The organism is Aminobacter sp. NyZ550, assembly GCF_025628925.2.
Lineage (GTDB): Bacteria > Pseudomonadota > Alphaproteobacteria > Rhizobiales > Rhizobiaceae > Aminobacter > Aminobacter ciceronei.
On sequence record NZ_CP114190.1, the window covers coordinates 3,407,810 to 3,433,026 of the forward strand.

Genomic DNA, 25,217 nt, shown 5'->3' on the forward strand with positions numbered 1-25,217 from the left:
CTTTTAAAAAACTTTTTCATCCAAAATGACGCGCGATGCAACGAAAAATAAAAAGCGACGTAAAATCATATGTTAAGCCTGCATATTATGGAATGAAAAAATATTTTGAAAAAATTGCAAAATCCGGTCGCCGATGACACGATCAGCCAACATCAGTTTCCAGTTGGAGGTAAGACCATGGCCAGGATGCGCGCTGTCGATGCAGCGGTCCTCGTTCTTGAGAAGGAAGGCATCTCGTGTGCCTTCGGTGTGCCGGGTGCGGCCATCAACCCGTTCTATTCGGCACTGAAGGCGCGCGGTACCGTTCGGCACGTTCTGGCCCGCCACGTCGAGGGCGCCTCGCACATGGCCGAAGGTTACACCCGCGCCAAGGCCGGCAATATCGGCCTGTGCATTGGTACCTCGGGTCCGGCCGGCACCGATATGATCACCGGCCTGTATTCTGCGTCCGCCGACTCGATCCCGATCCTCTGCATCACCGGTCAGGCGCCGCGTGCGCGGCTGAACAAGGAAGATTTCCAGGCCGTCGACATCGCCGCGATCGCAGCCCCCGTCACCAAGTGGGCTGTCACTGTCATGGAACCGTATCTGGTTCCGATGGCGCTGCAGAAGGCATTTTTCCTGATGCGCTCGGGTCGCCCGGGCCCGGTTCTTGTCGATCTTCCGGTCGACGTCCAGCTCGCCGAGATCGAATTCGACATCGACGCCTACGAGCCGCTCGCCATCCACAAGCCGGCAATGACCCGCGCCCAGGCCGAAAAGGCGCTGGCGATGCTCAACGAGGCGGAGAAGCCGCTGATCGTTGCCGGCGGCGGCGTCATCAACGCTGACGCTTCTGATTTGCTCATCGAGTTCGCCGAGATCACTGGCGTCCCCGTCATCCCGACGCTGATGGGCTGGGGCTCGATCCCCGATGACCACCGCTTGATGGCCGGCATGTGCGGCCTGCAGACCTCGCACCGCTATGGCAATGCGACCATGCTCGCCTCGGATTTCGTTCTTGGCGTCGGCAACCGCTGGGCCAACCGCCACACCGGCTCGGTCGAAAAGTACACGGCCGGCCGCAAGTTCGTCCACATCGACATCGAACCGACCCAGATCGGCCGCGTCTTTGCGCCAGATCTCGGCGTGACGTCGGATGCCGGTGCGGCCCTGAAGATGCTGCTTGACGTCGCCACCGAGTGGAAGACGGCGGGCAAGCTGCGCGACTGGTCGAGCTGGGCTGAGGAATGCCAGGCGCGCCGGAAGACGATGAAGCGCAAGAGCCATTTCGATCAGGTGCCGCTCAAGCCGCAGCGCGTCTATGAGGAAATGAACCGGGCGTTCGGTCGCGACACCACCTATGTGACGACTATCGGCCTGTCGCAGATCGCCGGTGCGCAATTCCTGCACGTCTACAAGCCGCGCAACTGGATCAATTGCGGCCAGGCCGGCCCGCTCGGCTGGACCTTGCCGGCAGCACTCGGCGTCCGTGCCGCCGATCCGGATCGCGATATCGTTGCCTTGTCGGGTGACTACGACTTCCAGTTCATGATCGAGGAACTGGCCGTCGGCGCCCAGCACAAGCTGCCCTATATCCATGTCGTCGTGAATAACGCCTATCTGGGCCTGATCCGCCAGGCGCAGCGCGGCTTCCAGATGGATTTCGAGGTCAGCCTGGCCTTCGAAAACATCAACCGCGCCGACGATCCGGAGGCGGGTTATGGTGTCGACCACGTCGCGGTTGCCGAGGCCATGGGCTGCAAGGCGGTCCGCGTCCGCAAGCCGGAGGAGTTCGCCGCTGCCTTCAAGCAGGCCAAGCAGCTCATGAAGGAGCACCAGGTGCCGGTCGTCCTCGAGTTCATCCTCGAACGCGTCACCAACATCTCCATGGGCATCGAGATCGACAACGTCGTCGAGTTCGAAGAGCTTGCCGAGAGCAACGAAGACGCACCGACCGCCATCGTCCTGCTCGACTGATTTTGAGGAAACACCAATGCCCAAGTTTTCAGCCAACCTGTCGATGCTCTTTGGCGAGCATGACTTTCTCGACCGCTTCGACGCCGCGGCCCGCGCCGGCTTCAAGGCCGTCGAATATATCGCGCCTTATGATCATGCGCCCGACGTGGTTGCCGCGCGCCTCAAGAAAAACGGCCTGACCCAGGCGCTGTTCAACCTGCCGCCCGGTGACTGGGCGGCTGGCGAGCGCGGTATCGCCGTGCTGCCTGACCGCATCCACGAGTTCCGCCAGGGCGTCGCCAAGGCGATCAGCTATGCGCATGCGCTCGGTTGCGAGCAGGTGAACTGTCTGGCCGGTATCGCGCCGGCGGGCAATGCCCGTGACGTGCTGGAAAACGTCTTTGTCGAAAACCTCGCCTTTGCGGCGGAGAAGCTGAAGACGGCGGGTATTCGCCTGCTGATCGAACCGATCAACACCAGGGACATCCCGGGCTTCTTCCTGAACACCACGAAGCAGGCGCTCGGCATCATCGACAGGGTCGGCTCGGACAATCTCTTCCTGCAATACGACATCTACCACATGCAGATCATGGAGGGTGATCTCGCCCGCACCATCGAGGCCAATCTGCCGCGCATCGCGCATGTGCAACTGGCGGACAATCCGGGACGTCACGAGCCGGGCACGGGCGAGATCAACTACCCGTTCCTCTACGAGCACCTCGACCGCATCGGTTACACCGGCTGGGTCGGCGCCGAATACAAACCCAAGGCCGGAACGGTCGAAGGCCTGGGCTGGTTTGCCGGATTTGCCGACAAGGGCAGCGCCGCGGCCTGAGCGCGGCCATTGGAATAAAGGAATACGGAAATGGAAAAAATCGGATTTGTCGGCCTGGGCATCATGGGCGCGCCGATGGCGGGTCACCTGCTCGACGCCGGCTATGAGGTCGTCGCCAGCGATCATCGTGGCGCGCTGCCGGCCGAACTGGTCGGCAAGGGGCTGAAAGCGGTGACCGGGCACCAGGCCTTGGCCAAGGCTGCCGACATCGTCATCCTGATGGTGCCGGATACGCCGCAGGTGGCTGATGTTCTGTTCGGTGAGAACGGCGTCGCTTCAGGCCTTGCCAAAGGCAAGCTGGTGGTCGACATGAGCTCGATCTCGCCGATCGAGACCAAGGAATTCGCCAAAAAGATCAACGCGCTCGGCTGCGACTATCTCGACGCGCCAGTGTCGGGCGGCGAGGTCGGCGCCAAGGCGGCATCGCTGACGATCATGGTCGGCGGCGAGGACAAGCCGTTCGAGCGCGCCCGCCCGGTGTTCGAGAAGATGGGCAAGAACATCACGCTCGTCGGACCCAACGGTGTCGGCCAGACCACCAAGGTTGCGAACCAGATCGTCGTGGCGCTGACCATCGAAGCGGTGGCCGAGGCACTGGTGTTCGCCTCCAAGGCAGGTGCCGACCCGGCAAAAGTCCGACAGGCGCTGATGGGCGGCCTGGCCGCCTCGCGCATCCTCGAGGTTCACGGTGACCGCATGGTCAAGCGCACCTTTGCGCCGGGCTTCCGCATCGAACTGCACCAGAAGGACCTCAACCTGGCGCTTCAGGGCGCCAAGGCGCTTGGCGTCTCGCTGCCCAACACTTCGATGACGCAGGAGCTGTTCAACTCCTGCGCTGCCAATGGCGGGGCAAAGGAAGACCATTCGGCGCTGGTGCGCGCGCTCGAGCGCATGGCCAATTTCGAGGTCGGCTCGGAAGCGGCCGACACCAAAGGCAAAGCGGCATAGGGGGGGAGCCACGGCGCAACGTTCCCACGCCGTGATCGTCCCAGCACTGTCGAGGACCGGGCTCCAGCGGCGACGCTGGTGCCCGTTCCGCGTTTCCCAAGGGCGCTTCACTTACTCCCGAGAACCGACCATGTCGCGCCGGCGTCGCTTGAAACGACGATGGCGCTGGTGCCGGTGACGGCGACCATACGGTTGGATGCCGGTGCATCCAGCGCCAAGTGAAGGATGTAGCCGGCAGGATCGGGGCCTTCTGCCACCGTCATGAAATCCGGCGCTGCCTCGGTGGCACGTAGCAGGCCACGCCCCGGCGCGAACGCGTAGATCGTGCCGTCGGCGGCCAGCTCCACCGTGGTTACCGGCGCGCCGCCGAGGGCGAGCTGTTGCCAGTTTCTCGCGCCGTCACGGCTCACCATCAGCCCGTCTTCGGTTGCGGCGTAGACGATATCAGGGTTTGTTGGCGAGACCGCGAGATCGATCAGCTTTGCCGGCGCGTCGCCTGCGATCGTCCAGCTCTTTCCGCCGTCATGGCTGGCCTGGATCGCCCCATATGAACCGTACAGCACATCCGGATTAAGGCTTGTTGAGATTCAGGATTCCCATATTGAGCGGATTGTGATTCACACTTTGGATGGATCGCTTTGTTTTGACGGACGCCCAATGGGCAAAGATGGAACCTCATTGTTTGGGCAAGCCGACGGACCCTGGGCGCAGTGGGAGCGACAACCGCCGCTTCATCGAAGCGGTGCTGTGGATCGCGCGAACGGGTAGCCCCTGGCGCGATCTTCCGGCCTTTTTCGGAAACTGGAACACGGCCTTCAAACGCTATCGGGATTGGTTGAAAGCTGATGTTTTCATCAGGCTCTTCGAGGTCTGCTCGGACGAACCGGATATGGAATATGCGATGGTCGATGCCACCATTGTGAAGGTCCATCGTCACGGCCAGGGTGCAAAAGGGGGACTACGCGGCAGGCCATAGGTCGATCCAAGGGGGGCATGACGACCAAGATCCTCGCCCTTACAGACGCGCTTGGCAATCTGGTCCGCTTCGAACTCATGCCCGGCCATCGCTTCGATACGGTCGGCGTGGCGCCGCTGATCGAGGGCATCAACTTTGGCGGGCTGATCGCCGACAAGGCCTTCGACAGCAATCACATAATCACCGATCTCAATGAGCGCGGCGCCAAGATCGTCGTCTCCCAGCACCCAAGGCGCACAAAGCCGCTGCCGCTCGACAAGGAACTCTACAAGTGGCGCCACCTCATCGAAAACTTCTTCTGCAAGCTCAAGGAATTCAAGCGCATCGCCATGCGCGCAGACAAAACCGACCAGAGCTTCGCCGCTATGATCTATCTCGTTGCCGCCGTCATCAACTCTCGATGAATCTCAACAAGCCTTAGATGGGCTGACGGCCAACTGATGGAAATCGACGGGGCCGTCGACACCGGGCGCGATCTGCTGCCAACTTTTTCCCGAATCGTCCGACCTGATGAAGCCGAGATTGCCGCCGCCCTTTGGATGCCCGCTGGCAAACAGGATCGTCGCGTCGGCCGGGTGCGGCGTAAAGCCCATGAAGTCGTCCTGGCTGTCCGACACCGGCGTCACCGTGCCGTCGGGCGCCGCCTTCATCAGCCCGTGATGGGTGGCAACCAGAACGCTCGACGAATCGGCGCGGTCGAAGGCGAGGCCGTGGATATGCGTTTTGCCGGCGAGATCCGTCACGCTCACACCCTGTGCTGTCGCGGGCAGGGCGGTGCCGAGCGCAAGAATGACTGACAGGAAGGCAAGGAAGTGGGGGCGGCAGGCCATGGCGAAACTCCGTTGCGCCATGGAAACTACGGCTTCCGCCAAGTGGAAGGTCAAGGGGCTGCAAAACGTACGGCGTAGCTGAGCCGTTACCTCGTTTCAGGCGAGGTCAGCGCAGGAACTTCCTTGCCGCGTAAAGCGATACAGCCGCCGCATTCGACACGTTGAGCGAATGGATCGCGCCCGGCATGTCGAGGCGGGCCAGTGCGGTTACGGTTTCGCGGGTCTTCTGGCGCAGGCCCTTGCCCTCGGCGCCGAGCACCAGCGCGACCTTGTCACCGGCAAATGTCTTTTCAAGTTCCGCGGGGCCTTCCGAATCAAGTCCGATCGTCTGGAAGCCGGCCTCGTGCAGCACGCCGAGCGCGTCGGCGAGATTGCGCACTTCGATCATGTCGATGTGCTCGAGCGCGCCAGAGGCCGATTTGGCCAGCACGCCGCTTTCGTGCGGACTGTGGCGCTGCGTGGTGATGAGCGCGCCAGCGCCGAAGGCCACGGCCGAACGAATGATTGCCCCGACATTGTGCGGGTCGGTCACCTGGTCGAGCACCAGAATCAGCGGCGAATCGCCCAGTGCCGACAGCGCCTTGGCCTTCAGCGGCTCGGCTTCGATCAATACGCCCTGGTGGACGGCGTCGGTGCCGGTGACCTTGTCGATATCCTTCGGCTCGACCAGTTCTGCGGCAAAGGGCAGGGCGGCTATGTCGGCAATTTCCAGCCGTTCGGCGGCGTTGCGTGTCACCAGCATGCACCTGATCTTGCGGCGCGGATTGTCGAGTGCCGCGCGCACCGTATGCAGGCCATAAAGTCGCACCAGGCCGTCCGGCGCGTTCTCGCCCGGAGGCAGCGGGCGCTTCGGCCTGAAGGCGGGCGCGCCGCCTGCTTTCTGGTCGCGAAAGGTGCGACGCAGCTTGGCGTAGTGGCTGTCCTTGGGTGTTCCGGGCTTTTTCGTATCGCTCATGCGCCTGCTATAGCCGCCACGCCTGGCTTTGGATACGGCCCGTTAGTCGGCGCTTTGAATAATCCGCGTGAAAACGCACCATGTCCGGTTGACAGGCCAAAACCTTGTCGCCATAAGCCCACCCAGATTTCGGGGCAGGGCGCTTCGCCACCAACCGGGATCGGAAATGCCTCGTAGCATGGCTCCGGCAAAGCAGTTGGAGGAGTGCCCGAGTGGTTAAAGGGGACGGACTGTAAATCCGTTAGCTCAGCTTACGTTGGTTCGAATCCAACCTCCTCCACCACTGCCGGCCCGGAAGCCATACGTCGCCTTCGAAAGGTTTGGTCTTTCGAAGCGAGCACGCGGCAAGGAATACCAGGGCGTGCTTCGCTCCTGAACAGGCGCGTGGCGCTCAGGGGCGCGGGTATAGCTCAATGGTAGAGCAGCAGCCTTCCAAGCTGAATACGCGGGTTCGATTCCCGCTACCCGCTCCAGGCTTTTCGCCGAGGCAAGAAGCCTTTTATTTGCATCCGCTTGTCCCCATATGTGTGTCCAGCACTGAAAGAGCAGCCCAGCTTTTGGCCTCGACGTGGTCGTTTGGCCAAAAGGCGCTTGTCTTTTTCGGCCTTTATCGGTAATCGCCCCGCATCCGACCGGAACCAAGGTCCCGATGCTCAAGGAAAGAGACAATGGCAAAAGGTAAATTCGAGCGTAACAAGCCTCACGTGAACATCGGCACGATTGGTCACGTTGACCACGGCAAGACGTCGCTGACGGCGGCGATCACGAAGTATTTCGGCGAGTTCAAGGCCTACGATCAGATCGACGCAGCGCCGGAAGAGAAGGCCCGCGGCATCACGATCTCGACGGCGCACGTCGAGTACGAGACGCCGAACCGCCACTACGCCCACGTCGACTGCCCCGGCCACGCCGACTACGTCAAGAACATGATCACCGGTGCTGCCCAGATGGACGGCGCGATCCTGGTCGTGTCGGCTGCCGACGGCCCGATGCCGCAGACCCGCGAGCACATCCTGCTCGCCCGTCAGGTCGGTGTTCCCGCCCTGGTGGTGTTCCTGAACAAGGTCGACCTGGTCGACGATGCCGAGCTGCTCGAACTGGTCGAGCTCGAGGTTCGCGAGCTGCTGTCGAAGTACGAATATCCGGGCGACGACATTCCGATGATCAAGGGTTCGGCTGTTGCTGCGCTCAACGATTCGGACAAGAAGATCGGTGAAGACGCGATCCGCGCGCTGATGGAAGCCGTCGACGCCTACATCCCGACGCCGGAGCGTCCGATCGACCGTCCGTTCCTGATGCCGATCGAAGACGTGTTCTCGATCTCGGGCCGCGGCACCGTGGTGACCGGTCGCGTCGAGCGCGGCATCGTCAAGGTTGGCGAAGAAGTCGAGATCGTCGGCATCCGTCCGACCGGCAAGACCACCGTCACCGGCGTTGAAATGTTCCGCAAGCTGCTCGATCAGGGCCAGGCTGGCGACAACATCGGCGCGCTGATCCGTGGCGTTGGCCGTGAAGACGTCGAGCGCGGCCAGGTGCTGTGCAAGCCGGGTTCGGTGAAGCCGCACAAGAAGTTCGTTGCTGAAGCCTACATCCTGACCAAGGAAGAGGGTGGCCGTCACACGCCGTTCTTCACCAACTACCGTCCGCAGTTCTACTTCCGCACGACGGACGTGACCGGCATCGTGTCGCTGCCGGAAGGCACCGAGATGGTCATGCCCGGCGACAACATCACCGTCGACGTCGAGCTGATCGTGCCGATCGCCATGGAAGAGAAGCTCCGCTTCGCTATCCGTGAAGGTGGCCGCACCGTCGGCGCCGGCATCGTCGCTTCGATCAAAGAATAATCGACGTCCTTTCGTCGAATGCATAAAGGGCGGCCTTCGGGTCGCCCTTTATGTTTGTGGCGACGCATTGCACGTCACCGTTCCCGCATTACTATCTCGGTAGACGGGGCGGTTGGGGATCTGCCATGGGGGAGGGAAAGCGCGCGGTGTGGCGGGGAGTTTTCCTGCCACTTGTCATAGCCGCAATTGCCCTGTTGTCGCTCTCGTCGGCCGAGGCAGCCAAGAGTAAGCCGGCGGATGACGATGGACCGCCGATGCGGTTTGTTGTCGTGCGCAGTTCTTCGCCAGGCTGTGAACCCTTTTGCCCGGAATGGATTTCGGCCGAAGGCGCAATCACCCCAGCGACACCTGCAGCCTTCAAGACCTTTCTCAAGAAGCTCGGCGACAAGCGGCTGCCGGTGATCGTGACCTCGCCGGGCGGCCGGGTCGAGGCAGCTTTGGAGTTGGGCCGAATGCTGCGCGCCAGCAAGCTGGACATCGGCGTTGGGCTGACGCGTTTCGTCGAATGCACCCCCGAGCAGAAGGGCTGCAAGCTCGATTCAACTCGGAAAGGCATCTATCAGGGCGCCCTGTACTCGGCAGGCGCCTACTGTGCCTCCGCCTGTTCGATGATGTTCGCTGGCGGCGTGCGCCGACATGTCGGCCAGTGGGCCTATATGGGCGTACATCAGGTGACGTCCCATGTTACGCAGCAGAAGATTACTTATCGCGAGACCTACAAGGTCGTGAAAGGCAAGAGGAAGACCGTTAGCCGCAAGGTTGTCCGCCGCAAGACCGTTGGTAGCTACACCACAACCAAGATGGGTAAGGCGTTCAACACCAGGATGCTGGCCTATCTCAAGGAGATGGGGGTCAAACGGGTCATGTACGAGATCGGACAGAGCACGCCTGCCGCCGAGATGCGCCAGCTCACTCCCGTCGAGATGCTCGACATGAACCTGATAACCAGCTTGGATGCGACCGACGCGCTGGTGAGCATCGAGAACTGCAGGATCGCGACCCCGGCAGCGAACTGCATTCTGGCACCAGGACAAAAGCTTGCGTTCAATTCCTACCCCAAGCCTCTCTTGCTCAAAGATCGCGGCATGTGGCTGGCAGTCGTTCGTTCGGTCGGGGCCTGTGAACCTGACTGCCCGGAATGGATCTCCGCCGAAGGGGAGATCGACGAAGGTGCACCGCAGCGGCTGGAAACTCTGCTCAAGGAACTAGGTGACATAAAGCTGCCATTGGTAATTTCCTCAACCGGAGGAGATCCGATTGCCGCGATGCTGATGGGGCGCGTTGTCCGTGCAAACGGCCTTGATGTGGCAGTTGGGCACACGTTCTTCGCCGGCTGTCAGCCGAACGGCAGGGGCTGCACCGGCTGGCAAGGTGACGGACGGCCATATCTGGGCATAGCGGGATCGGGTGGGGCGGAATGTGGCGAAAGTTGCCTTTTGGTGCTCTCGGCAGGAAAGACCCGGCTGATCGGCGAGGGAGTTGCTGTAGGCTGGGGTCCCAGTCCGGCACTGGACGCTCCAATACGCAATCATTACCTCGTGCAGATGGGGGTTGGACCTAAGGTAGGCGACGCGGCACCCCGTTTTGGCAAGGTGGATGAAGTTGCGCTGGCGCTTCTCCGGGAGGGCTACCTGACGACAAGGTCGGGTTCTGTCCAACTTCTGATAGACAGCGGCCTTTGCCGAACCTCACCTCGGCCGGTGAACTGCCGGACACTGCACTAGTCGGTAAGTGGCGCAGCTGCCCCTGCCAGATTGTCGAAGCTGCCATGGCTGGAAGTGGCTGGAACGCTCCTGGGCTGTCTCTCGCGGAGACGGAGGTGCTTTTCTTCGTGGACTTCCTTCCCGCCGTCCCGCTCCCCATATGCCCTTCCACACACATGGAGGAAGACGATGCAAAAAGACGTGCCGACACTGTTCGACTGGGCTGGCGGGGCGTCCGCGCTCAATCGGCTGACAAGCCTGTTCTACGACAAGGTGCTTACCGATCCGGTGCTTGGACCGGTGTTCCGGCACATGTCCGGCGACCATCCTGCGCATGTCGCTGCCTTCATCGGTGAGGTTTTCGGTGGGCCGAAGGATTACAGCGAGGCCCATGGCGGCCATGCCGCGATGATCAGCCATCATCTCAACCGGCACCTGACCGAGGAACAGCGGCGGCAGTGGATTGCGTTGCTACTCGACGCCGCCGACGAGGCGGAACTGCCCGACGATCCCGAGTTTCGTTCGGCACTCGTCGCCTATATCGAATGGGGCACGCGGCTGGCCAAGCTGAATTCGCAGGACGGTGCCGCTCCCGCACTGCACGAGCCGATGCCGCGGTGGGGCTGGGGCGTTCCAGGCGGTCCTTACGTGCCGCCAGCCAAATCGTGACCTGAATCTCGGGTCTCCCGGGCCATGCCCGGCCCCAAGACCGCCGCAATCTCGCGAGACCTGTCGGCGGAGCGGGGAACGAATTTCATGCTGATCGCGCATCTGCCGGCCGGTTTCATCTTGGGGACGCTGGCTCGGCATTGGACCGGCAATGCCCGCGCGATCATGCCGGCCGCGCTTCTTGGCAGCGTCGCGCCCGATCTCGACATGTTCTATTTCTATCTGGTCGACGGCCAGCAGACGCATCACCATGGCTATTTCACGCACTGGCCGCTCTTCTGGCTCGCGCTCGGAAGTGTCGTGTTGCCGCTGGTCAGGTGGCTGTGGCCACGGTTCGTATCCGCGGCCGTAGTCTTCTTCATCGCGGTCATGTTCCACATGGTGCTCGATTCGATCGCGGCTCCGATGCACTGGCTGATGCCGTTCAGCGATGTTGCGGTCGAACTCGTCACCATTCCGGCCAGATACTCGCACTGGGTACTGAGCTTTGTCCTGCATTGGACTTTTGCCCTCGAGATCACCATCTGTGCTTGGGCGGGATTCCTGGGCATCAAGCAGTCGAGGCAGCGCAAACTCCACGAAAGCCGCGCTTGACGCCTTCTACGGTGCCGATCGTTTCGTTCGCAGCAGTCGCCAATGGCCAGTCGTCGGGGAGGAGAGAGTGTCTACCCAGCGGCTGACAAAATTCCGCCTGTGAATGTTTGCGACATCACGCATTGCGCTCTTTACAGACGCGGTGGAAATCCTTAGGAAGCCCGTGCTGCGCAGATGATGCGCGGCGAGATGCACGGGCATAGCTCAGTTGGTAGAGCGGCGGTCTCCAAAACCGCAGGTCGTAGGTTCGAGCCCTGCTGCCCGTGCCAGTCTTGCCAGACTTCGCTAATTCAGGCATAAGGACTGCAATAGCCGGAACGGAACGACTGGATGGTTCCGACGCGGCGTACAAACGTAAAGCTTGTTCCTGCCACTTGCGTGGAGAGAGAATCGGTTTTATGTAAGCGAAACAGACACGCGGCGCGTGGAGCTGGGGATCCGGCTTTACGCGTCCGAATTGCATGGGCGAAATGTTGCGCTGATTCGGCGTGGATATCGGCCATGTGATGGCATCTCCCGGTCACGGGATCATCCAGAAGTCCGGTCAACGGACGTTGAGAGCAGAGCGGCACATGGCGAAAACCACGAACCCCTTCACCTTTCTGCAGCAGGTAAGGTCGGAAACGGCGAAGGTGACGTGGCCATCGCGGCGCGAGACGATGATTTCCACGGTCATGGTTCTCGGCTTTGCAATTATTGCGATGATTTTCTTTTTTGCCGCTGACCAGCTGATGGCATTCGCCGTCGAGCAGATCTTGGGCATGGGCCGTTAAGGTCGCGAATACGGAGAATTCCTGAGATGACTGCGCGCTGGTACATCGTCCACGCCTATTCGAACTTCGAAAAGAAGGTCGCCGAGGACATCGAGCACAAGGCCAAGCAGAAGGGCCTGAGCGAGCAGATCGAGCAGATCGTCGTTCCGACCGAGAAGGTTGTTGAGGTTCGCCGCGGCCGCAAGGTTGATGCCGAACGCAAGTTCTTCCCGGGCTATGTGCTTTTGAAGGCCCATCTGACCGATGCCGTGTTCTCGCTCGTTAAGAACACGCCGAAGGTCACTGGTTTCCTTGGCGATTCGAAGCCCGTGCCGATCACGGAATCCGAGGCCCAGCGCATCCTGAACCAGGTTCAGGAAGGCGTCGAGCGCCCGAAGCCGTCGGTCACCTTCGAGATCGGCGAAGCGGTTCGCGTTTCCGACGGTCCGTTCGCGTCGTTCAACGGTTTCGTCCAGGAAGTGGACGAGGAGCGCGCGCGCCTCAAGGTGGAAGTTTCGATCTTCGGGCGCGCCGTGCCTGTCGATCTCGAATTCGGTCAGGTCGAAAAGGGCTGATCGAAGCGCCTGTCACCGGTTTCGGTGGAAGGCAGTGTCGGGCGCAGGCCTGGCGCAAGCATGGTGGGAGATGAGGCAGCTTAGCCGGTTGTCTTTTTCGCACCACCGAACTGCAACCGCCGGGTCATCCGGCATAAGACGAAAGCAGGAAAGAGATGGCTAAGAAAATAGCGGGCCAGCTCAAGCTCCAGGTTTCCGCGGGTTCGGCGACGCCGTCGCCCCCGATCGGTCCGGCGCTTGGTCAGCGTGGCATCAACATCATGGAGTTCTGCAAGGCGTTCAACGCGCAGACGCAGGAGCTCGAGAAGGGATCGCCGATCCCGGTCGTGATCACCTATTACCAGGACAAGTCGTTCACCTTCGTCATGAAGACGCCGCCGGTGTCCTACTTCCTGAAGAAGGCTGCCAACCTGAAGTCGGGCTCGAAGGAGCCGGGCAAGGTCAAGGCTGGTGAGATCAGCAGCGCCAAGGTGCGTGAGATCGCCGAGACCAAGATGAAGGATCTGAACGCGAACGACATCGAAGCCGCCATCAAGATGGTTGAAGGCTCGGCTCGTTCCATGGGCCTGGAAGTGGTGGGCTGAGATCATGGCTAAGATTGCAAAGCGCGTTTCCAAGTCCCGCGAAGGCATCGATGTGAACAAGGCTTATGGCCTTGGTGAAGCCATCGAGCTTTTGAAGGCTCGCTCGTCGGTCAAGTTCGACGAGACCATCGAAGTCGCCATGAACCTCGGCGTCGACCCGCGCCACGCTGACCAGATGGTCCGCGGCGTGGTCAACCTGCCGAACGGCACGGGCCGTACCGTCCGCGTCGCCGTGTTCGCACGTGATGCCAAGGCTGACGAAGCCCGCGCCGCCGGCGCCGACGTCGTTGGTGCGGAAGATCTCGTCGATATCGTCCAGAAGGGCCAGATCGACTTCGACCGCTGCATTGCCACCCCCGACATGATGCCGCTGGTCGGCCGTCTCGGTAAGGTGCTCGGCCCGCGCGGCATGATGCCCAACCCGAAGGTCGGCACCGTCACCACCGACGTCGCAGCAGCCGTCAAGGCTTCGAAGGGCGGCGCCGTCGAGTTCCGCGTCGAGAAGGCCGGCATCATCCACGCTGGCGTCGGCAAGGTCTCGTTCGACGTCAAGGCGCTGGAAGAAAACGTCCGCGCTTTCGCTGACGCGGTCAACAAGGCCAAGCCGGCAGGCGCCAAGGGCGTCTACGTCAAGAAGGTCTCTGTCACCTCGACGATGGGACCAGGCCTCAAGGTCGACCTCGGCACGCTCGCAGCGTCCTGATGATTTGAAGCGGGGTCAGCCGGCAACGGCTGGATCCTGAATAGTATTCCGGGCCTCCGGGCCCGGATTTTCGGAAGCTGGCAACAGCTTTCGAAAATCCTGTCCGAGATTGCAGGCGGTCCAGGCGACCCTTGGTCCTTAATTCGAATGGGCCTGCATGAGACGGGTGAAGACCAGACAACGGAGCCTCTGCTCCAATGAAAGGTTCGAACCGTGTTTGCCTTTTGTCTGCGCATCGCGCCGGGCCGCAAGCCCGTCAGGTGTGGCGAAAGGGGGCAGGATCCTCGAGCGCCGTTCGGGTGATCTGGAATTTCTGGATTGGCCGCCCGGCAAAAGGCAACCCGACCGCTCACCCCGCAAATGGGAGGCGGTCAACTGGAGATAGGCAGTGGACAGAGCGGAAAAACGCGAACTCGTCACGGGCCTGAATGACGCGTTCTCGAACGCAGGTTCAGTGGTCGTGGCCCACTATGCCGGTATCACCGTCGCGCAAATGAACGATCTTCGCGTGAAGATGCGTCAGGCCGGCGGCACCGTCAAAGTCGCGAAGAACCGTCTCGCCAAAATCGCTCTTCAGGGCACGGAATCCGAAAACATCATCGATCTGTTCAAGGGACAGACGCTGGTCGCTTATTCGGAAGATCCGATTGCAGCGCCGAAGGTCGCGTCCGAATTCGCCAAGACCAATGACAAGCTTGTCATCCTTGGTGGTTCGATGGGCACGACCTTGCTCAACGCCGATGGTGTGAAGGCTCTCGCCTCGCTCCCGTCGCTCGACGAGCTGCGTGCAAAGCTGGTTGGCATGATCGCCACCCCGGCTACCCGGATCGCCCAGATCGTCAATGCGCCGGCGGCTTCGGTCGCGCGCGTCATTGGCGCTTATGCCCGGAAGGACGAGGCGGCATGAGGCCGTTCCTCGCTATCATCAACTCACGTTCGAACTGATTGAAGGAATAGAAAAATGGCTGATCTCGCAAAGATCGTTGACGACCTGTCGGCCCTGACCGTCCTCGAGGCGGCTGAGCTGTCGAAGCTCCTCGAAGAGAAGTGGGGCGTTTCGGCTGCAGCTCCCGTGGCTGTTGCTGCTGCTGGCGGCGGCGCTGCTGCTGCACCGGTCGAAGAGAAGACCGAGTTCGATGTCATCCTGGCAGCTGCCGGCGACAAGAAGATCGAAGTCATCAAGGAAGTCCGCGCCATCACCGGCCTGGGCCTCAAGGAAGCCAAGGACCTCGTCGAAGGCGCTCCGAAGCCCGTCAAGGAAGGCGTTGCGAAGGCCGACGCCGAGAAGCTCAAGGCTCAGCTGGAAGCAGCTGGCGCCAAGATCGAGCTCAAGTAAGCTCACGGTTTCGGTGGGCGGCACAGTTGCCGCCCACCGGCTCCCGTGACCCGGGGGATTGAGGGGAACCTATTTCCTGAGGGCCGCAATGCGGCTTTCAGGAAACGGGTTTTCGCCCGTTTTGGATAGGCCGCCGCTGAGGCGGCGCGCATGCAAGGTGAGCATTAGCGACGCTCACCCCAAGAGGCAGCAAGGAGCGACGATGGCCCAGGTCCAGACTTTCAATGGCCGCAGACGCGTACGCAAATTCTTCGGAAAGATCCCGGAAGTTGCGGAGATGCCGAACCTCATCGAGGTTCAGAAGGCATCATACGATCAGTTCCTCATGGTGGACGAGCCCAAGGGTGGCCGTCCGGACGAGGGACTGCAGGCCGTTTTCAAGTCGGTCTTCCCTATTTCTGATTTTTCCGGCGCGTCGATGCTTGAATTCGTCAAGTACGAGTTCGAAGCGCCCAAGTTCGACGTCGACGAGTGCCGTCAGCGCGATCTGACATTCGCTGCGCCGCTCAAGGTGACGCTGCGCCTTATCGTGTTCGATATTGACGAGGACACCGGCGCGAAGTCGATCAAGGACATCAAGGAGCAGGACGTCTATATGGGCGACATGCCGCTCATGACGTCCAACGGCACCTTCATCGTCAACGGCACCGAGCGCGTCATCGTCTCGCAGATGCACCGTTCGCCGGGCGTGTTTTTCGATCACGACAAGGGCAAGTCGCACTCGTCGGGCAAGCTTTTGTTTGCCGCGCGTGTCATCCCTTACCGTGGCTCGTGGCTCGACATCGAGTTCGACAGCAAGGACATCGTCCATGCCCGCATCGACCGTCGCCGCAAGATTCCGGTGACGTCGCTGCTGATGGCGCTCGGCATGGACGGCGAAGAGATCCTGTCGACCTTCTACAACAAGATCACCTACAAGAAGTCGGGCGACCACTGGCGCATTCCGTTCTCGGTCGAGCGTTTCCGCGGCCTCAAGGCCGTTGGCGACCTGGTTGACGCCGACACCGGCGAGATCGTTGTCGAAGCCGGCAAGAAGATCACCGCGCGTCAGGCCAAGCAGCTCGCCGAGAAGGGCCTCAAGGCGATCAAGGCGACCGAAGATGACCTCTTCGGCAGCTATCTCGCCGAGGACATCGTCAACTACGCCACCGGCGAAATCTTCCTCGAAGCCGGCGACGAGATCGACGAAAAGACGCTGAAGACGCTGCTGGCGGCTGGCGAGGAAGAGATCAACATCCTCGACATCGACCACATCAACGTCGGTGGCTATATCCGCAACACGCTGACCGTCGACAAGAACGAGAGCCGCCAGGATGCTCTGTTCGACATCTACCGCGTCATGCGCCCGGGTGAGCCGCCCACGCTCGAAACCGCTGAAGCCATGTTCAACTCGCTGTTCTTCGACAGCGAGCGCTACGACCTGTCGGCAGTCGGCCGCGTCAAGATGAACATGCGCCTCGAGCTCGATGCTGAAGACACCGTCCGTGTCCTGCGCAAGGATGACATCCTTGCCGTGGTCAAGACGCTTGTCGAACTGCGCGACGGCAAGGGCGAAATCGACGACATCGACAACCTCGGCAACCGCCGTGTCCGTTCGGTCGGCGAGCTGATGGAAAATCAGTACCGCGTCGGTCTGCTTCGCATGGAGCGCGCGATCAAGGAACGCATGTCCTCGATCGAGATCGACACGGTCATGCCGCAGGACCTGATCAACGCGAAGCCGGCGGCCGCCGCCGTGCGCGAGTTCTTCGGTTCTTCGCAGCTGTCACAGTTCATGGATCAGACCAACCCGCTGTCGGAGATCACCCACAAGCGTCGTCTTTCGGCGCTTGGACCTGGTGGTCTGACCCGCGAGCGCGCTGGCTTCGAAGTCCGCGACGTGCACCCGACGCATTACGGCCGTATCTGCCCGATTGAGACGCCGGAAGGCCCGAATATCGGTCTGATCAACTCGCTGGCTACCTTCGCACGCGTCAACAAGTACGGCTTCATCGAGAGCCCGTACCGCAAGATCGTCGACGGCACGCTGACCAATGAGGTTGTCTATCTCTCGGCGATGGAAGAGGCCAAGCACTTCGTTGCCCAGGCCAACGCCGCGCTCGACAAGGACGGCCACTTCGTCGACGAGTTCGTCATTTGCCGCAACGCTGGCGAAGTGATGATGGCGCCGCGCGAAAACGTCGACCTTATGGACGTTTCGCCGAAGCAGATGGTGTCGGTCGCAGCTGCGCTGATCCCGTTCCTGGAAAACGACGACGCCAACCGCGCTCTGATGGGCTCGAACATGCAGCGTCAGGCCGTGCCGCTGGTGCGCGCCGAGGCTCCGTTCGTCGGTACCGGCATGGAGCCGATCGTTGCCCGTGACTCTGGCGCTGCCATCGGCGCTCGCCGCGGCGGTATCGTCGACCAGGTCGACGCGACCCGTATCGTTATCCGTGCGACCGAAGACCTCGATCCGGGCAAATCCGGTGTCGACATCTACCGTCTGATGAAGTTCCAGCGTTCGAACCAGAACACCTGCATCAACCAGCGCCCGCTGGTTCGCATGGGTGACCGGGTCAACAAGGGCGACATCATCGCTGACGGTCCGTCGACCGAGCTCGGCGATCTGGCTCTCGGCCGTAACGTGCTCGTCGCGTTCATGCCGTGGAACGGCTACAACTACGAGGACTCGATCCTGCTCTCCGAGCGCATCGTGGCCGACGACGTCTTCACCTCGATCCACATCGAGGAGTTCGAGGTCATGGCGCGCGACACCAAGCTCGGGCCAGAGGAAATCACGCGCGACATTCCGAACGTTTCGGAAGAGGCTCTGAAGAACCTCGACGAAGCCGGTATCGTCTACATCGGTGCGGAAGTTGCACCGGGTGACATCCTGGTCGGCAAGATCACACCGAAGGGCGAAAGCCCGATGACGCCGGAAGAGAAGCTTCTGCGTGCCATCTTCGGTGAAAAGGCGTCCGACGTCCGTGACACCTCCATGCGCATGCCGCCCGGAACCTTCGGCACCGTCGTCGAAGTGCGCGTCTTCAACCGCCACGGCGTGGAGAAGGACGAACGCGCCATGGCAATCGAGCGCGAGGAAATCGAGCGTCTCGCCAAGGACCGTGACGACGAGCAGGCGATCCTCGATCGCAACGTCTACAGCCGTCTGAGCGACATGCTCATCGGCAAGGACGCGATTGCCGGACCGAAGGGCTTCAAGAAGGGCTCGACCGTCGCCAAGGAGACGCTGGACGACTATCCGCGTTCGCAGTGGTGGCAGTTCGCCGTCGAAGACGAGAAGATGCAGGGTGAGCTTGAAGCTCTGCGCGGCCAGTACGACGACTCCAAGAAGCAGCTCGAGCAGCGCTTCATGGACAAGGTCGAGAAGGTGCAGCGCGGCGACGAGATGCCGCCCGGCGTCATGAAGATGGTCAAGGTCTTCGTTGCGGTGAAGCGCAAGATGCAGCCCGGCGACAAGATGGCCGGCCGTCACGGCAACAAGGGTGTCGTGTCGCGTATCGTTCCGGTCGAGGACATGCCGTTCCTCGAAGACGGCACGCATGCGGACATCGTGCTCAACCCGCTCGGCGTGCCTTCGCGCATGAATGTCGGCCAGATTCTGGAAACGCATCTGGGCTGGGCATGCGCAGGCATGGGCAAGAAGATCGGTGAGCTGATCGAGGCGTACAAGTCTGGTGGCGATATCAAGCCGCTGCGCGAGACGCTCGAGAGCTTCATTCCGGCCAACGACCGCAACGAGCCGGTCCGCGATTACGACGACGAAAGCATCGTTCGCCTCAGCGAGCAGATGAAGCGTGGCGTCTCGATTGCGACCCCGGTGTTCGACGGCGCGCATGAAGCCGACATCAACATCATGTTGGAGCAGGCGGGTCTTCACACCTCTGGCCAGTCGCAGTTGTACGATGGCCGTACGGGTGAGCCGTTCGACCGCAAGGTGACCATGGGCTACATCTACATGCTCAAGCTTCACCACCTGGTCGACGACAAGATCCACGCCCGTTCGATCGGACCGTACTCGCTCGTGACCCAGCAGCCGCTGGGCGGCAAGGCGCAGTTCGGTGGCCAGCGCTTCGGCGAAATGGAGGTCTGGGCGCTCGAGGCTTACGGCGCCGCCTACACGCTGCAGGAAATGCTGACCGTGAAGTCGGACGACGTGGCCGGCCGTACCAAGGTCTACGAGGCGATCGTGCGCGGCGACGACACGTTCGAAGCGGGCATCCCCGAGAGCTTCAACGTTCTCGTCAAGGAAATGCGTTCGCTGGGCCTCAACGTCGAGCTTGAGAACACCAAGGTCGACGAAAACCATCGGCTGCCTAACGCCGCCGAGTAAGCACCAAAGGCGCGCCGCGGGATTTGCCCGCGGCGTCGCCGCCTGAGCGCGATCCCCATGGTTGGGTACTGATCGCGTTCATCGATGAGAATTCTTCGGCGATGGCCGAAAGCTGGCGGGCGCTCTGGCCCGCACACGATGAAAAGGGGCTTTCGTGGGCCCCGAAAAGGAGAACGGCATGAACCAAGAGGTCATGAATCTCTTCAACCCCCAGGCGCCTGCGCAGGTGTTCGATTCCATCCGGATTTCGCTCGCCAGCCCTGAGAAGATTCTGTCCTGGTCGTTCGGCGAAATCAAAAAGCCGGAGACGATCAACTACCGCACCTTCAAGCCGGAGCGTGACGGGCTGTTCTGCGCCCGCATCTTTGGCCCGATCAAGGACTACGAGTGCCTGTGCGGCAAGTACAAGCGCATGAAGTACAAGGGCGTCATCTGCGAAAAGTGCGGCGTGGAAGTCACCCTGTCGCGCGTTCGCCGCGAGCGCATGGGCCACATCGAGCTCGCAGCGCCCGTCGCCCACATCTGGTTCCTGAAGTCGCTGCCGAGCCGTATCGGCACGCTGCTCGACATGACGCTCAAGGATATCGAGCGCGTCCTGTATTTCGAGAACTACATCGTCACCGAGCCGGGCCTGACCGCACTCAAGGAGCATCAGCTCCTCGGCGAGGAAGAGTACCAGATCGCCGTCGACGAGTATGGCGAGGACAGCTTCACCGCCATGATCGGCGCTGAAGCCATTCACGACCTGCTCGCCTCGATGGATCTCGAGAAGATCGCCGGCGACCTGCGCTCCGAGCTTGCGACGACGACGTCGGAACTGAAGCAGAAGAAGTATCTCAAGCGCCTCAAGGTGGTCGAGAACTTCATGGAGTCGGGCAACCGTCCCGAGTGGATGATCATGAAGGTCGTGCCGGTGATCCCGCCGGACCTGCGTCCGCTGGTCCCGCTGGACGGTGGTCGCTTTGCGACGTCCGACCTGAACGATCTCTATCGCCGCGTCATCAACCGCAACAACCGCCTGAAGCGCCTGATCGAGCTCCGTGCGCCGGGGATCATCATCCGCAACGAGAAGCGCATGCTGCAGGAGGCCGTCGACGCTCTGTTCGACAACGGCCGCCGTGGCCGCGTCATCACCGGCGCCAACAAGCGTCCGCTGAAGTCGCTGTCCGACATGCTCAAGGGCAAGCAGGGCCGCTTCCGTCAGAACCTCCTCGGCAAGCGCGTCGACTATTCCGGCCGTTCGGTCATCGTGACCGGTCCGGAGCTCAAGCTGCACCAGTGCGGCCTGCCGAAGAAGATGGCGCTCGAGCTGTTCAAGCCGTTCATCTACGCTCGTCTCGACGCCAAGGGTTACTCCTCGACCGTCAAGCAGGCCAAGAAGCTGGTCGAGAAGGAAAAGCCTGAGGTTTGGGATATCCTCGACGAGGTCATCCGCGAGCATCCGGTTCTGCTCAACCGCGCACCGACGCTGCACCGCCTGGGCATCCAGGCCTTCGAACCCACGCTGATCGAAGGCAAGGCGATCCAGCTGCACCCGCTCGTCTGCACGGCCTTCAACGCCGACTTCGACGGCGACCAGATGGCTGTCCACGTTCCGCTGTCGCTCGAGGCTCAGCTCGAAGCACGCGTGCTGATGATGTCGACCAACAACATCCTGCACCCGGCTTCCGGCGCGCCGATCATCGTGCCGTCGCAGGACATGGTTCTCGGTCTCTATTACCTCTCGATCGTCAACCAGAACGAGCCGGGCGAGGGCATGGTGTTTGCCGACATGGGCGAACTCCAGCACGCGCTTGAGACCAAGGCTGTCACGCTGCACGCCAAGATCAAGGGTCGCTTCCGCACGGTCGACGCCGAAGGCAATGTCGTGTCCAAGATCCATGACACGACCCCTGGCCGCATGATCATCGGCGAACTGCTGCCGAAGAACGTCAACGTGCCGTACGACACCGCGAACCAGGAGATGACCAAGAAGAACATCTCCAAGATGATCGACACCGTCTACCGCCACTGCGGTCAGAAAGAGACGGTCATCTTCTGCGATCGCATCATGGCTCTCGGCTTCGCTCATGCCTGCCGCGCCGGCATTTCGTTCGGCAAGGACGACATGCTGATCCCGGATACCAAGGAGAAGCTGGTCGCCGACACCGAGGCTTTGGCCAAGGAATACGAGCAGCAGTACAATGACGGCCTGATCACTCAGGGCGAGAAGTACAACAAGGTCGTCGACGCCTGGGCCAAGTGCTCGGAAAAGGTCGCCGACGAAATGATGGCCCGCATCAAGGCGGTGGAGTTCGAGGACAGCGGTCGTCAGAAGCCGATGAACTCGATCTACATGATGTCGCACTCCGGTGCGCGTGGTTCGCCCACTCAGATGCGCCAGCTCGCCGGCATGCGCGGCCTGATGGCCAAGCCGTCGGGTGAAATCATCGAGACGCCGATCATTTCCAACTTCAAGGAAGGTCTGACGGTTCTCGAGTACTTCAACTCGACCCACGGCGCCCGCAAGGGTCTCGCGGATACCGCTCTGAAGACGGCAAACTCCGGCTACCTGACCCGTCGTCTCGTCGACGTGGCGCAGGACTGCATCGTCAACTCGGTTGATTGCGGCACCGACAAGGGCCTCACCATGCAGCCGATCGTCGATGCCGGCCAGGTTGTCGCTTCGCTCGGCCTGCGCATTCTCGGCCGCACCGCGCTCGACGACATCAACCACCCGGTCACTGGCGATCTGCTGGTCAAGGGCGGCACGCTCATGGACGAGCGTGACATCGAGGTCATCGAGAAGGCTGGCGTCCAGTCGGTTCGCATCCGTTCGGCCCTGACCTGCGAAGTCAAGGTCGGTGTCTGCGCGGTCTGCTACGGTCGCGACCTGGCACGCGGTACCCCTGTCAACCAGGGCGAAGCTGTCGGCGTCATCGCCGCTCAGTCGATCGGCGAGCCGGGCACGCAGCTCACCATGCGTACCTTCCACATGGGCGGTACCGCGCAGGTGGTGGACAGCTCGTTCCTTGAAGCCTCGTATGAGGGCAAGGTCGAGATCCGCAACCGCAACGTGGTTCGCAACTCCGACGGCAACCTCGTCGTGATGGGCCGCAACATGGCGATCCTGATCCTCGACGAGACCGGCAAGGAGCGCGCCACCCACCGCGTCACTTATGGTTCGCGTATCTTCGTGGACGATGGCGACAAGGTGAAGCGCGGCCAGCGTATCGCCGAGTGGGATCCCTACACCCGTCCGATCCTCACCGAAATCGAAGGCCGTGTGGCGTTCGAGGATCTGGTCGACGGCATTTCCGTCCAGGAAACGGCCGACGAGTCGACCGGCATCACCAAGCGTGAGGTCATCGACTGGCGGTCGACCCCGCGCGGCAACGACCTGAAGCCGGCGATCGTGGTTCAGGACTCCAAGGGCAAGGTTGGCAAGCTGTCGAAGGGCGGCGATGCCCGCTTCCTGCTCTCGGTCGAGGCCATTCTCTCGGTCGAGCCGGGTGCACAGGTTCGCCCTGGCGACGTTCTGGCGCGTATCCCGATGGAAAGCGCGAAGACCAAGGACATCACCGGCGGTCTGCCGCGTGTTGCCGAGCTCTTCGAAGCCCGTCGTCCAAAGGATCACGCCATCATCGCCGAGATCGATGGTACGGTCCGCTTCGGTCGCGACTATAAGAACAAGCGCCGCATCATCATCGAGCCGCATGACTCGACGCTTGAACCGGTCGAATACCTGATCCCGAAGGGCAAGCCGTTCCATCTCCAGGACGGCGACGCCATCGAAAAGGGCGACTACATCCTCGACGGCAACCCGGCGCCGCACGACATCCTGGCCATCAAGGGCGTGGAAGCTCTCGCTTCCTACCTCGTCAATGAAATCCAGGAAGTCTACCGACTGCAGGGCGTGTCGATCAACGACAAGCACATCGAGGTCATTGTCCGGCAGATGCTGCAGAAGGTCGAGATCACCGCACAGGGCGACTCTATCTATATCCCGGGCGATCACGTCGATGTCATCGAGTTCGACGAGATCAACGAGCGCCTGATCGAGGAAGGCAAGAAGCCTGCCGAAGGTCAGCCGGTTCTGCTCGGTATCACCAAGGCATCGCTGCAGACGCCGTCCTTCATCTCGGCCGCTTCCTTCCAGGAAACGACCCGCGTGCTCACCGAAGCAGCTGTCGCCGGCAAGACCGACATGCTGCAGGGCCTGAAGGAAAACGTCATCGTCGGCCGCCTGATCCCGGCCGGCACGGGCGGCATGATGAGCCAGATCCGGCGCATCGCCACCTCGCGCGACGAGCTGATCCTCGACGAGCGCCGCAAGCTCTCGGGTGCGGAAGTGGCCGAGCCGATCCTGACCGACATGGTCAACGCCGCTCAGTAGGAGTGTCGTCGCAAGGAACTGGAAAAGGGGGCCTCGGCCCCCTTTTTTCATTTCGGTGACAACAGGGCTTCATGCCGCTGTCAAATGCCGCCGCTAATCATGCTGCTTCAACGCACATGCCAGGTGGCCGTCATCATGAAAACCGTCTTTTCCACCCTCGCTGCCCTGTTGGCGTCGGCTGCCTTGCCAGCCCAGGCCGAGGAGGCCACGCCATTCAAGGCATCGTTGCTCGGCCAGGTCGTGCTGCCGACCGGACTGAAGATCGCGGGCGCCGAGTTCGGCGGGATTTCCGGTCTCGACTACGACGCTGCGAGCGGGCTGTTCTACGCCATTTCTGACGACCGCTCTGAGCGCGCGCCGGCGCGGCTCTACACGCTGAAGCTTGCCATCGACGGCAAGGGCGTTCACGGCATCGACATCGTGTCGAGCGCGGAGCTACGCAACGCCGAAGGTGCTGCCTTCGCCAAGAAGGACGTCGACCCCGAGGCGATCCGCTTTGATGCGGCGGCCAACCGTATCTTCTGGTCGAGCGAGGGTGATGCCGCCGGCCGACCCGCAATCTATGAGGCAAAACCCGACGGCACCCATGTCAGGAGCTTTGCCATTCCCGAAGCCTATCTGCCCGATGCCGACAGGACACGGGGTGTTCGCGGCAACCTGGCTTTCGAAAGTCTTGCCATTTCGCCCGACGGCAAGACCCTTTGGGCGGGGACCGAGAACGCATTGGCACAGGACGGCGAGAAGGCGACGCTGGAAGCCGGCAGCCCGTCGCGCGTCATCGGCTTCGACATTGCCAGCGGTGCAGTCACGGCCGAGTATGTCTATGACAACGGGCCGATCTTCACCAAGGCGACCCAGGACCCGTTCTACAACGACAACGGTCTCTCCGAGTTCATGTTCTTCGGACCGGACCAACTGTTTGCGATCGAACGCTCTTTCGCGCTCGGCATCGGCAGCGAGATCAATTTCTACCTGGCGAGTTTCTCCGGCGCGACTGACGTGAAGGGGGCGGCCTCGATCAAGGGCGTCGCGGCAACCGCGATGCCCAAGCGCAAGGTTCTTAAGCTGGGTGAGGGTGACTTTGGTCTCGACATCGACAATATCGAGTCGGTGACATGGGGACCGGAGATCGACGGCCAGCGCACTTTGGTCATTGCCTCCGACAACAACTTCAACCCGGAGCAGTTCACCCAGTTCGTCGTGCTCAAACTGGATGCCGCGACGAACTGATCCGAGCGCTGCAGATCCTTCGGTGAAAGGGCCG

At 61.6% G+C, this 25,217-nt stretch carries 19 protein-coding genes, 3 tRNA genes and 1 pseudogene; 20 read left to right on the top strand and 3 right to left on the bottom strand.

Annotation, left to right across the window (positions count from 1 at the left end):
* Positions 1–177: 177 nt before the first annotated feature.
* From gcl to N7E70_RS16905, 3 genes are read left to right on the top strand one after another with little or no spacing between them, the layout of a single operon-like run.
* Positions 178–1,959 carry a glyoxylate carboligase gene (gcl, locus tag N7E70_RS16895; protein ID WP_263007047.1) on the top strand — a complete coding sequence of 594 codons (1,782 nt, stop codon included), beginning with the start codon at positions 178–180 and terminating at the stop codon, positions 1,957–1,959.
* Positions 1,960–1,975: 16 nt separating this feature from the next.
* Positions 1,976–2,773, top strand: a complete 798-nt coding sequence (gene otnI, locus N7E70_RS16900; RefSeq protein ID WP_154384187.1) for a 2-oxo-tetronate isomerase — start codon at positions 1,976–1,978, stop codon at positions 2,771–2,773.
* A gap of 30 nt (positions 2,774–2,803) precedes the next feature.
* Positions 2,804–3,721, top strand: coding sequence for a 2-hydroxy-3-oxopropionate reductase (locus N7E70_RS16905; RefSeq protein WP_263007048.1), 918 nt, complete (start codon positions 2,804–2,806; stop codon positions 3,719–3,721).
* Between the two features lie 107 nt (positions 3,722–3,828).
* Here N7E70_RS16905 and N7E70_RS16910 read toward each other — a convergent pair whose 3' ends face one another.
* Positions 3,829–4,284 carry a WD40/YVTN/BNR-like repeat-containing protein gene (locus N7E70_RS16910; RefSeq protein WP_263007049.1) on the bottom strand — a complete coding sequence of 152 codons (456 nt, stop codon included), beginning with the start codon at positions 4,282–4,284 and terminating at the stop codon, positions 3,829–3,831.
* Between the two features lie 104 nt (positions 4,285–4,388).
* Between N7E70_RS16910 and N7E70_RS16915 the strand changes: the two are divergent.
* Positions 4,389–5,101, top strand: a pseudogene (locus tag N7E70_RS16915) (IS5 family transposase).
* Between the two features lie 3 nt (positions 5,102–5,104).
* Here the strand turns inward: N7E70_RS16915 and N7E70_RS16920 are convergent.
* Positions 5,105–5,527: a hypothetical protein gene (locus tag N7E70_RS16920; protein WP_263007050.1), complete on the bottom strand. Its 423-nt coding sequence runs from the start codon at positions 5,525–5,527 to the stop codon at positions 5,105–5,107.
* 106 nt (positions 5,528–5,633) lie between these two features.
* Positions 5,634–6,482 (bottom strand): TrmH family RNA methyltransferase, encoded by an 849-nt coding sequence (locus N7E70_RS16925; RefSeq protein ID WP_263007051.1) that lies wholly within the window; start codon positions 6,480–6,482, stop codon positions 5,634–5,636.
* Positions 6,483–6,680: 198 nt separating this feature from the next.
* Here N7E70_RS16925 and N7E70_RS16930 point away from each other — a divergent pair.
* The 16 genes from N7E70_RS16930 to N7E70_RS17005 all read left to right on the top strand — a co-directional run bounded on the left by N7E70_RS16930 (position 6,681) and on the right by N7E70_RS17005 (position 25,183).
* A tRNA-Tyr gene (locus tag N7E70_RS16930) sits at positions 6,681–6,765 on the top strand.
* A gap of 116 nt (positions 6,766–6,881) precedes the next feature.
* Positions 6,882–6,955, top strand: a tRNA-Gly gene (locus N7E70_RS16935).
* Between the two features lie 195 nt (positions 6,956–7,150).
* The gene (gene tuf / locus N7E70_RS16940; RefSeq protein ID WP_154384191.1) at positions 7,151–8,326 is read left to right on the top strand and encodes an elongation factor Tu; all 1,176 of its coding nucleotides are present in this window, start codon (positions 7,151–7,153) and stop codon (positions 8,324–8,326) included.
* 125 nt (positions 8,327–8,451) lie between these two features.
* Complete coding sequence (locus N7E70_RS16945) at positions 8,452–10,050, top strand: hypothetical protein (protein ID WP_263007052.1); 1,599 nt, start codon at positions 8,452–8,454, stop codon at positions 10,048–10,050.
* 168 nt (positions 10,051–10,218) lie between these two features.
* A complete protein-coding gene (locus N7E70_RS16950) occupies positions 10,219–10,698 on the top strand; it encodes a group II truncated hemoglobin (protein WP_263007053.1) in 480 nt (159 codons plus the stop codon).
* 87 nt (positions 10,699–10,785) lie between these two features.
* Positions 10,786–11,292 (top strand): metal-dependent hydrolase, encoded by a 507-nt coding sequence (locus N7E70_RS16955; protein ID WP_263007054.1) that lies wholly within the window; start codon positions 10,786–10,788, stop codon positions 11,290–11,292.
* A 193-nt stretch (positions 11,293–11,485) separates the two neighbouring features.
* A tRNA-Trp gene (locus tag N7E70_RS16960) sits at positions 11,486–11,561 on the top strand.
* Between the two features lie 303 nt (positions 11,562–11,864).
* Positions 11,865–12,065 (top strand): preprotein translocase subunit SecE, encoded by a 201-nt coding sequence (secE, locus tag N7E70_RS16965; protein WP_067966516.1) that lies wholly within the window; start codon positions 11,865–11,867, stop codon positions 12,063–12,065.
* A gap of 26 nt (positions 12,066–12,091) precedes the next feature.
* Positions 12,092–12,619, top strand: a complete 528-nt coding sequence (nusG, locus tag N7E70_RS16970) for a transcription termination/antitermination protein NusG (RefSeq protein WP_067961861.1) — start codon at positions 12,092–12,094, stop codon at positions 12,617–12,619.
* 155 nt (positions 12,620–12,774) lie between these two features.
* Positions 12,775–13,203 carry a 50S ribosomal protein L11 gene (rplK, locus tag N7E70_RS16975; protein WP_067961864.1) on the top strand — a complete coding sequence of 143 codons (429 nt, stop codon included), beginning with the start codon at positions 12,775–12,777 and terminating at the stop codon, positions 13,201–13,203.
* Between the two features lie 4 nt (positions 13,204–13,207).
* Complete coding sequence (gene rplA, locus N7E70_RS16980) at positions 13,208–13,906, top strand: 50S ribosomal protein L1 (protein WP_067961865.1); 699 nt, start codon at positions 13,208–13,210, stop codon at positions 13,904–13,906.
* 388 nt (positions 13,907–14,294) lie between these two features.
* The gene (rplJ, locus tag N7E70_RS16985; protein WP_067961867.1) at positions 14,295–14,813 is read left to right on the top strand and encodes a 50S ribosomal protein L10; all 519 of its coding nucleotides are present in this window, start codon (positions 14,295–14,297) and stop codon (positions 14,811–14,813) included.
* Positions 14,814–14,867: 54 nt separating this feature from the next.
* A complete protein-coding gene (gene rplL, locus N7E70_RS16990) occupies positions 14,868–15,242 on the top strand; it encodes a 50S ribosomal protein L7/L12 (protein WP_263007055.1) in 375 nt (124 codons plus the stop codon).
* Between the two features lie 202 nt (positions 15,243–15,444).
* A complete protein-coding gene (gene rpoB, locus N7E70_RS16995) occupies positions 15,445–19,578 on the top strand; it encodes a DNA-directed RNA polymerase subunit beta (protein ID WP_067961871.1) in 4,134 nt (1,377 codons plus the stop codon).
* A gap of 178 nt (positions 19,579–19,756) precedes the next feature.
* Positions 19,757–23,953 carry a DNA-directed RNA polymerase subunit beta' gene (gene rpoC / locus N7E70_RS17000; RefSeq protein ID WP_067966519.1) on the top strand — a complete coding sequence of 1,399 codons (4,197 nt, stop codon included), beginning with the start codon at positions 19,757–19,759 and terminating at the stop codon, positions 23,951–23,953.
* A 135-nt stretch (positions 23,954–24,088) separates the two neighbouring features.
* Positions 24,089–25,183, top strand: a complete 1,095-nt coding sequence (locus N7E70_RS17005) for an esterase-like activity of phytase family protein (protein WP_067966523.1) — start codon at positions 24,089–24,091, stop codon at positions 25,181–25,183.
* Positions 25,184–25,217: the final 34 nt, after the last annotated feature.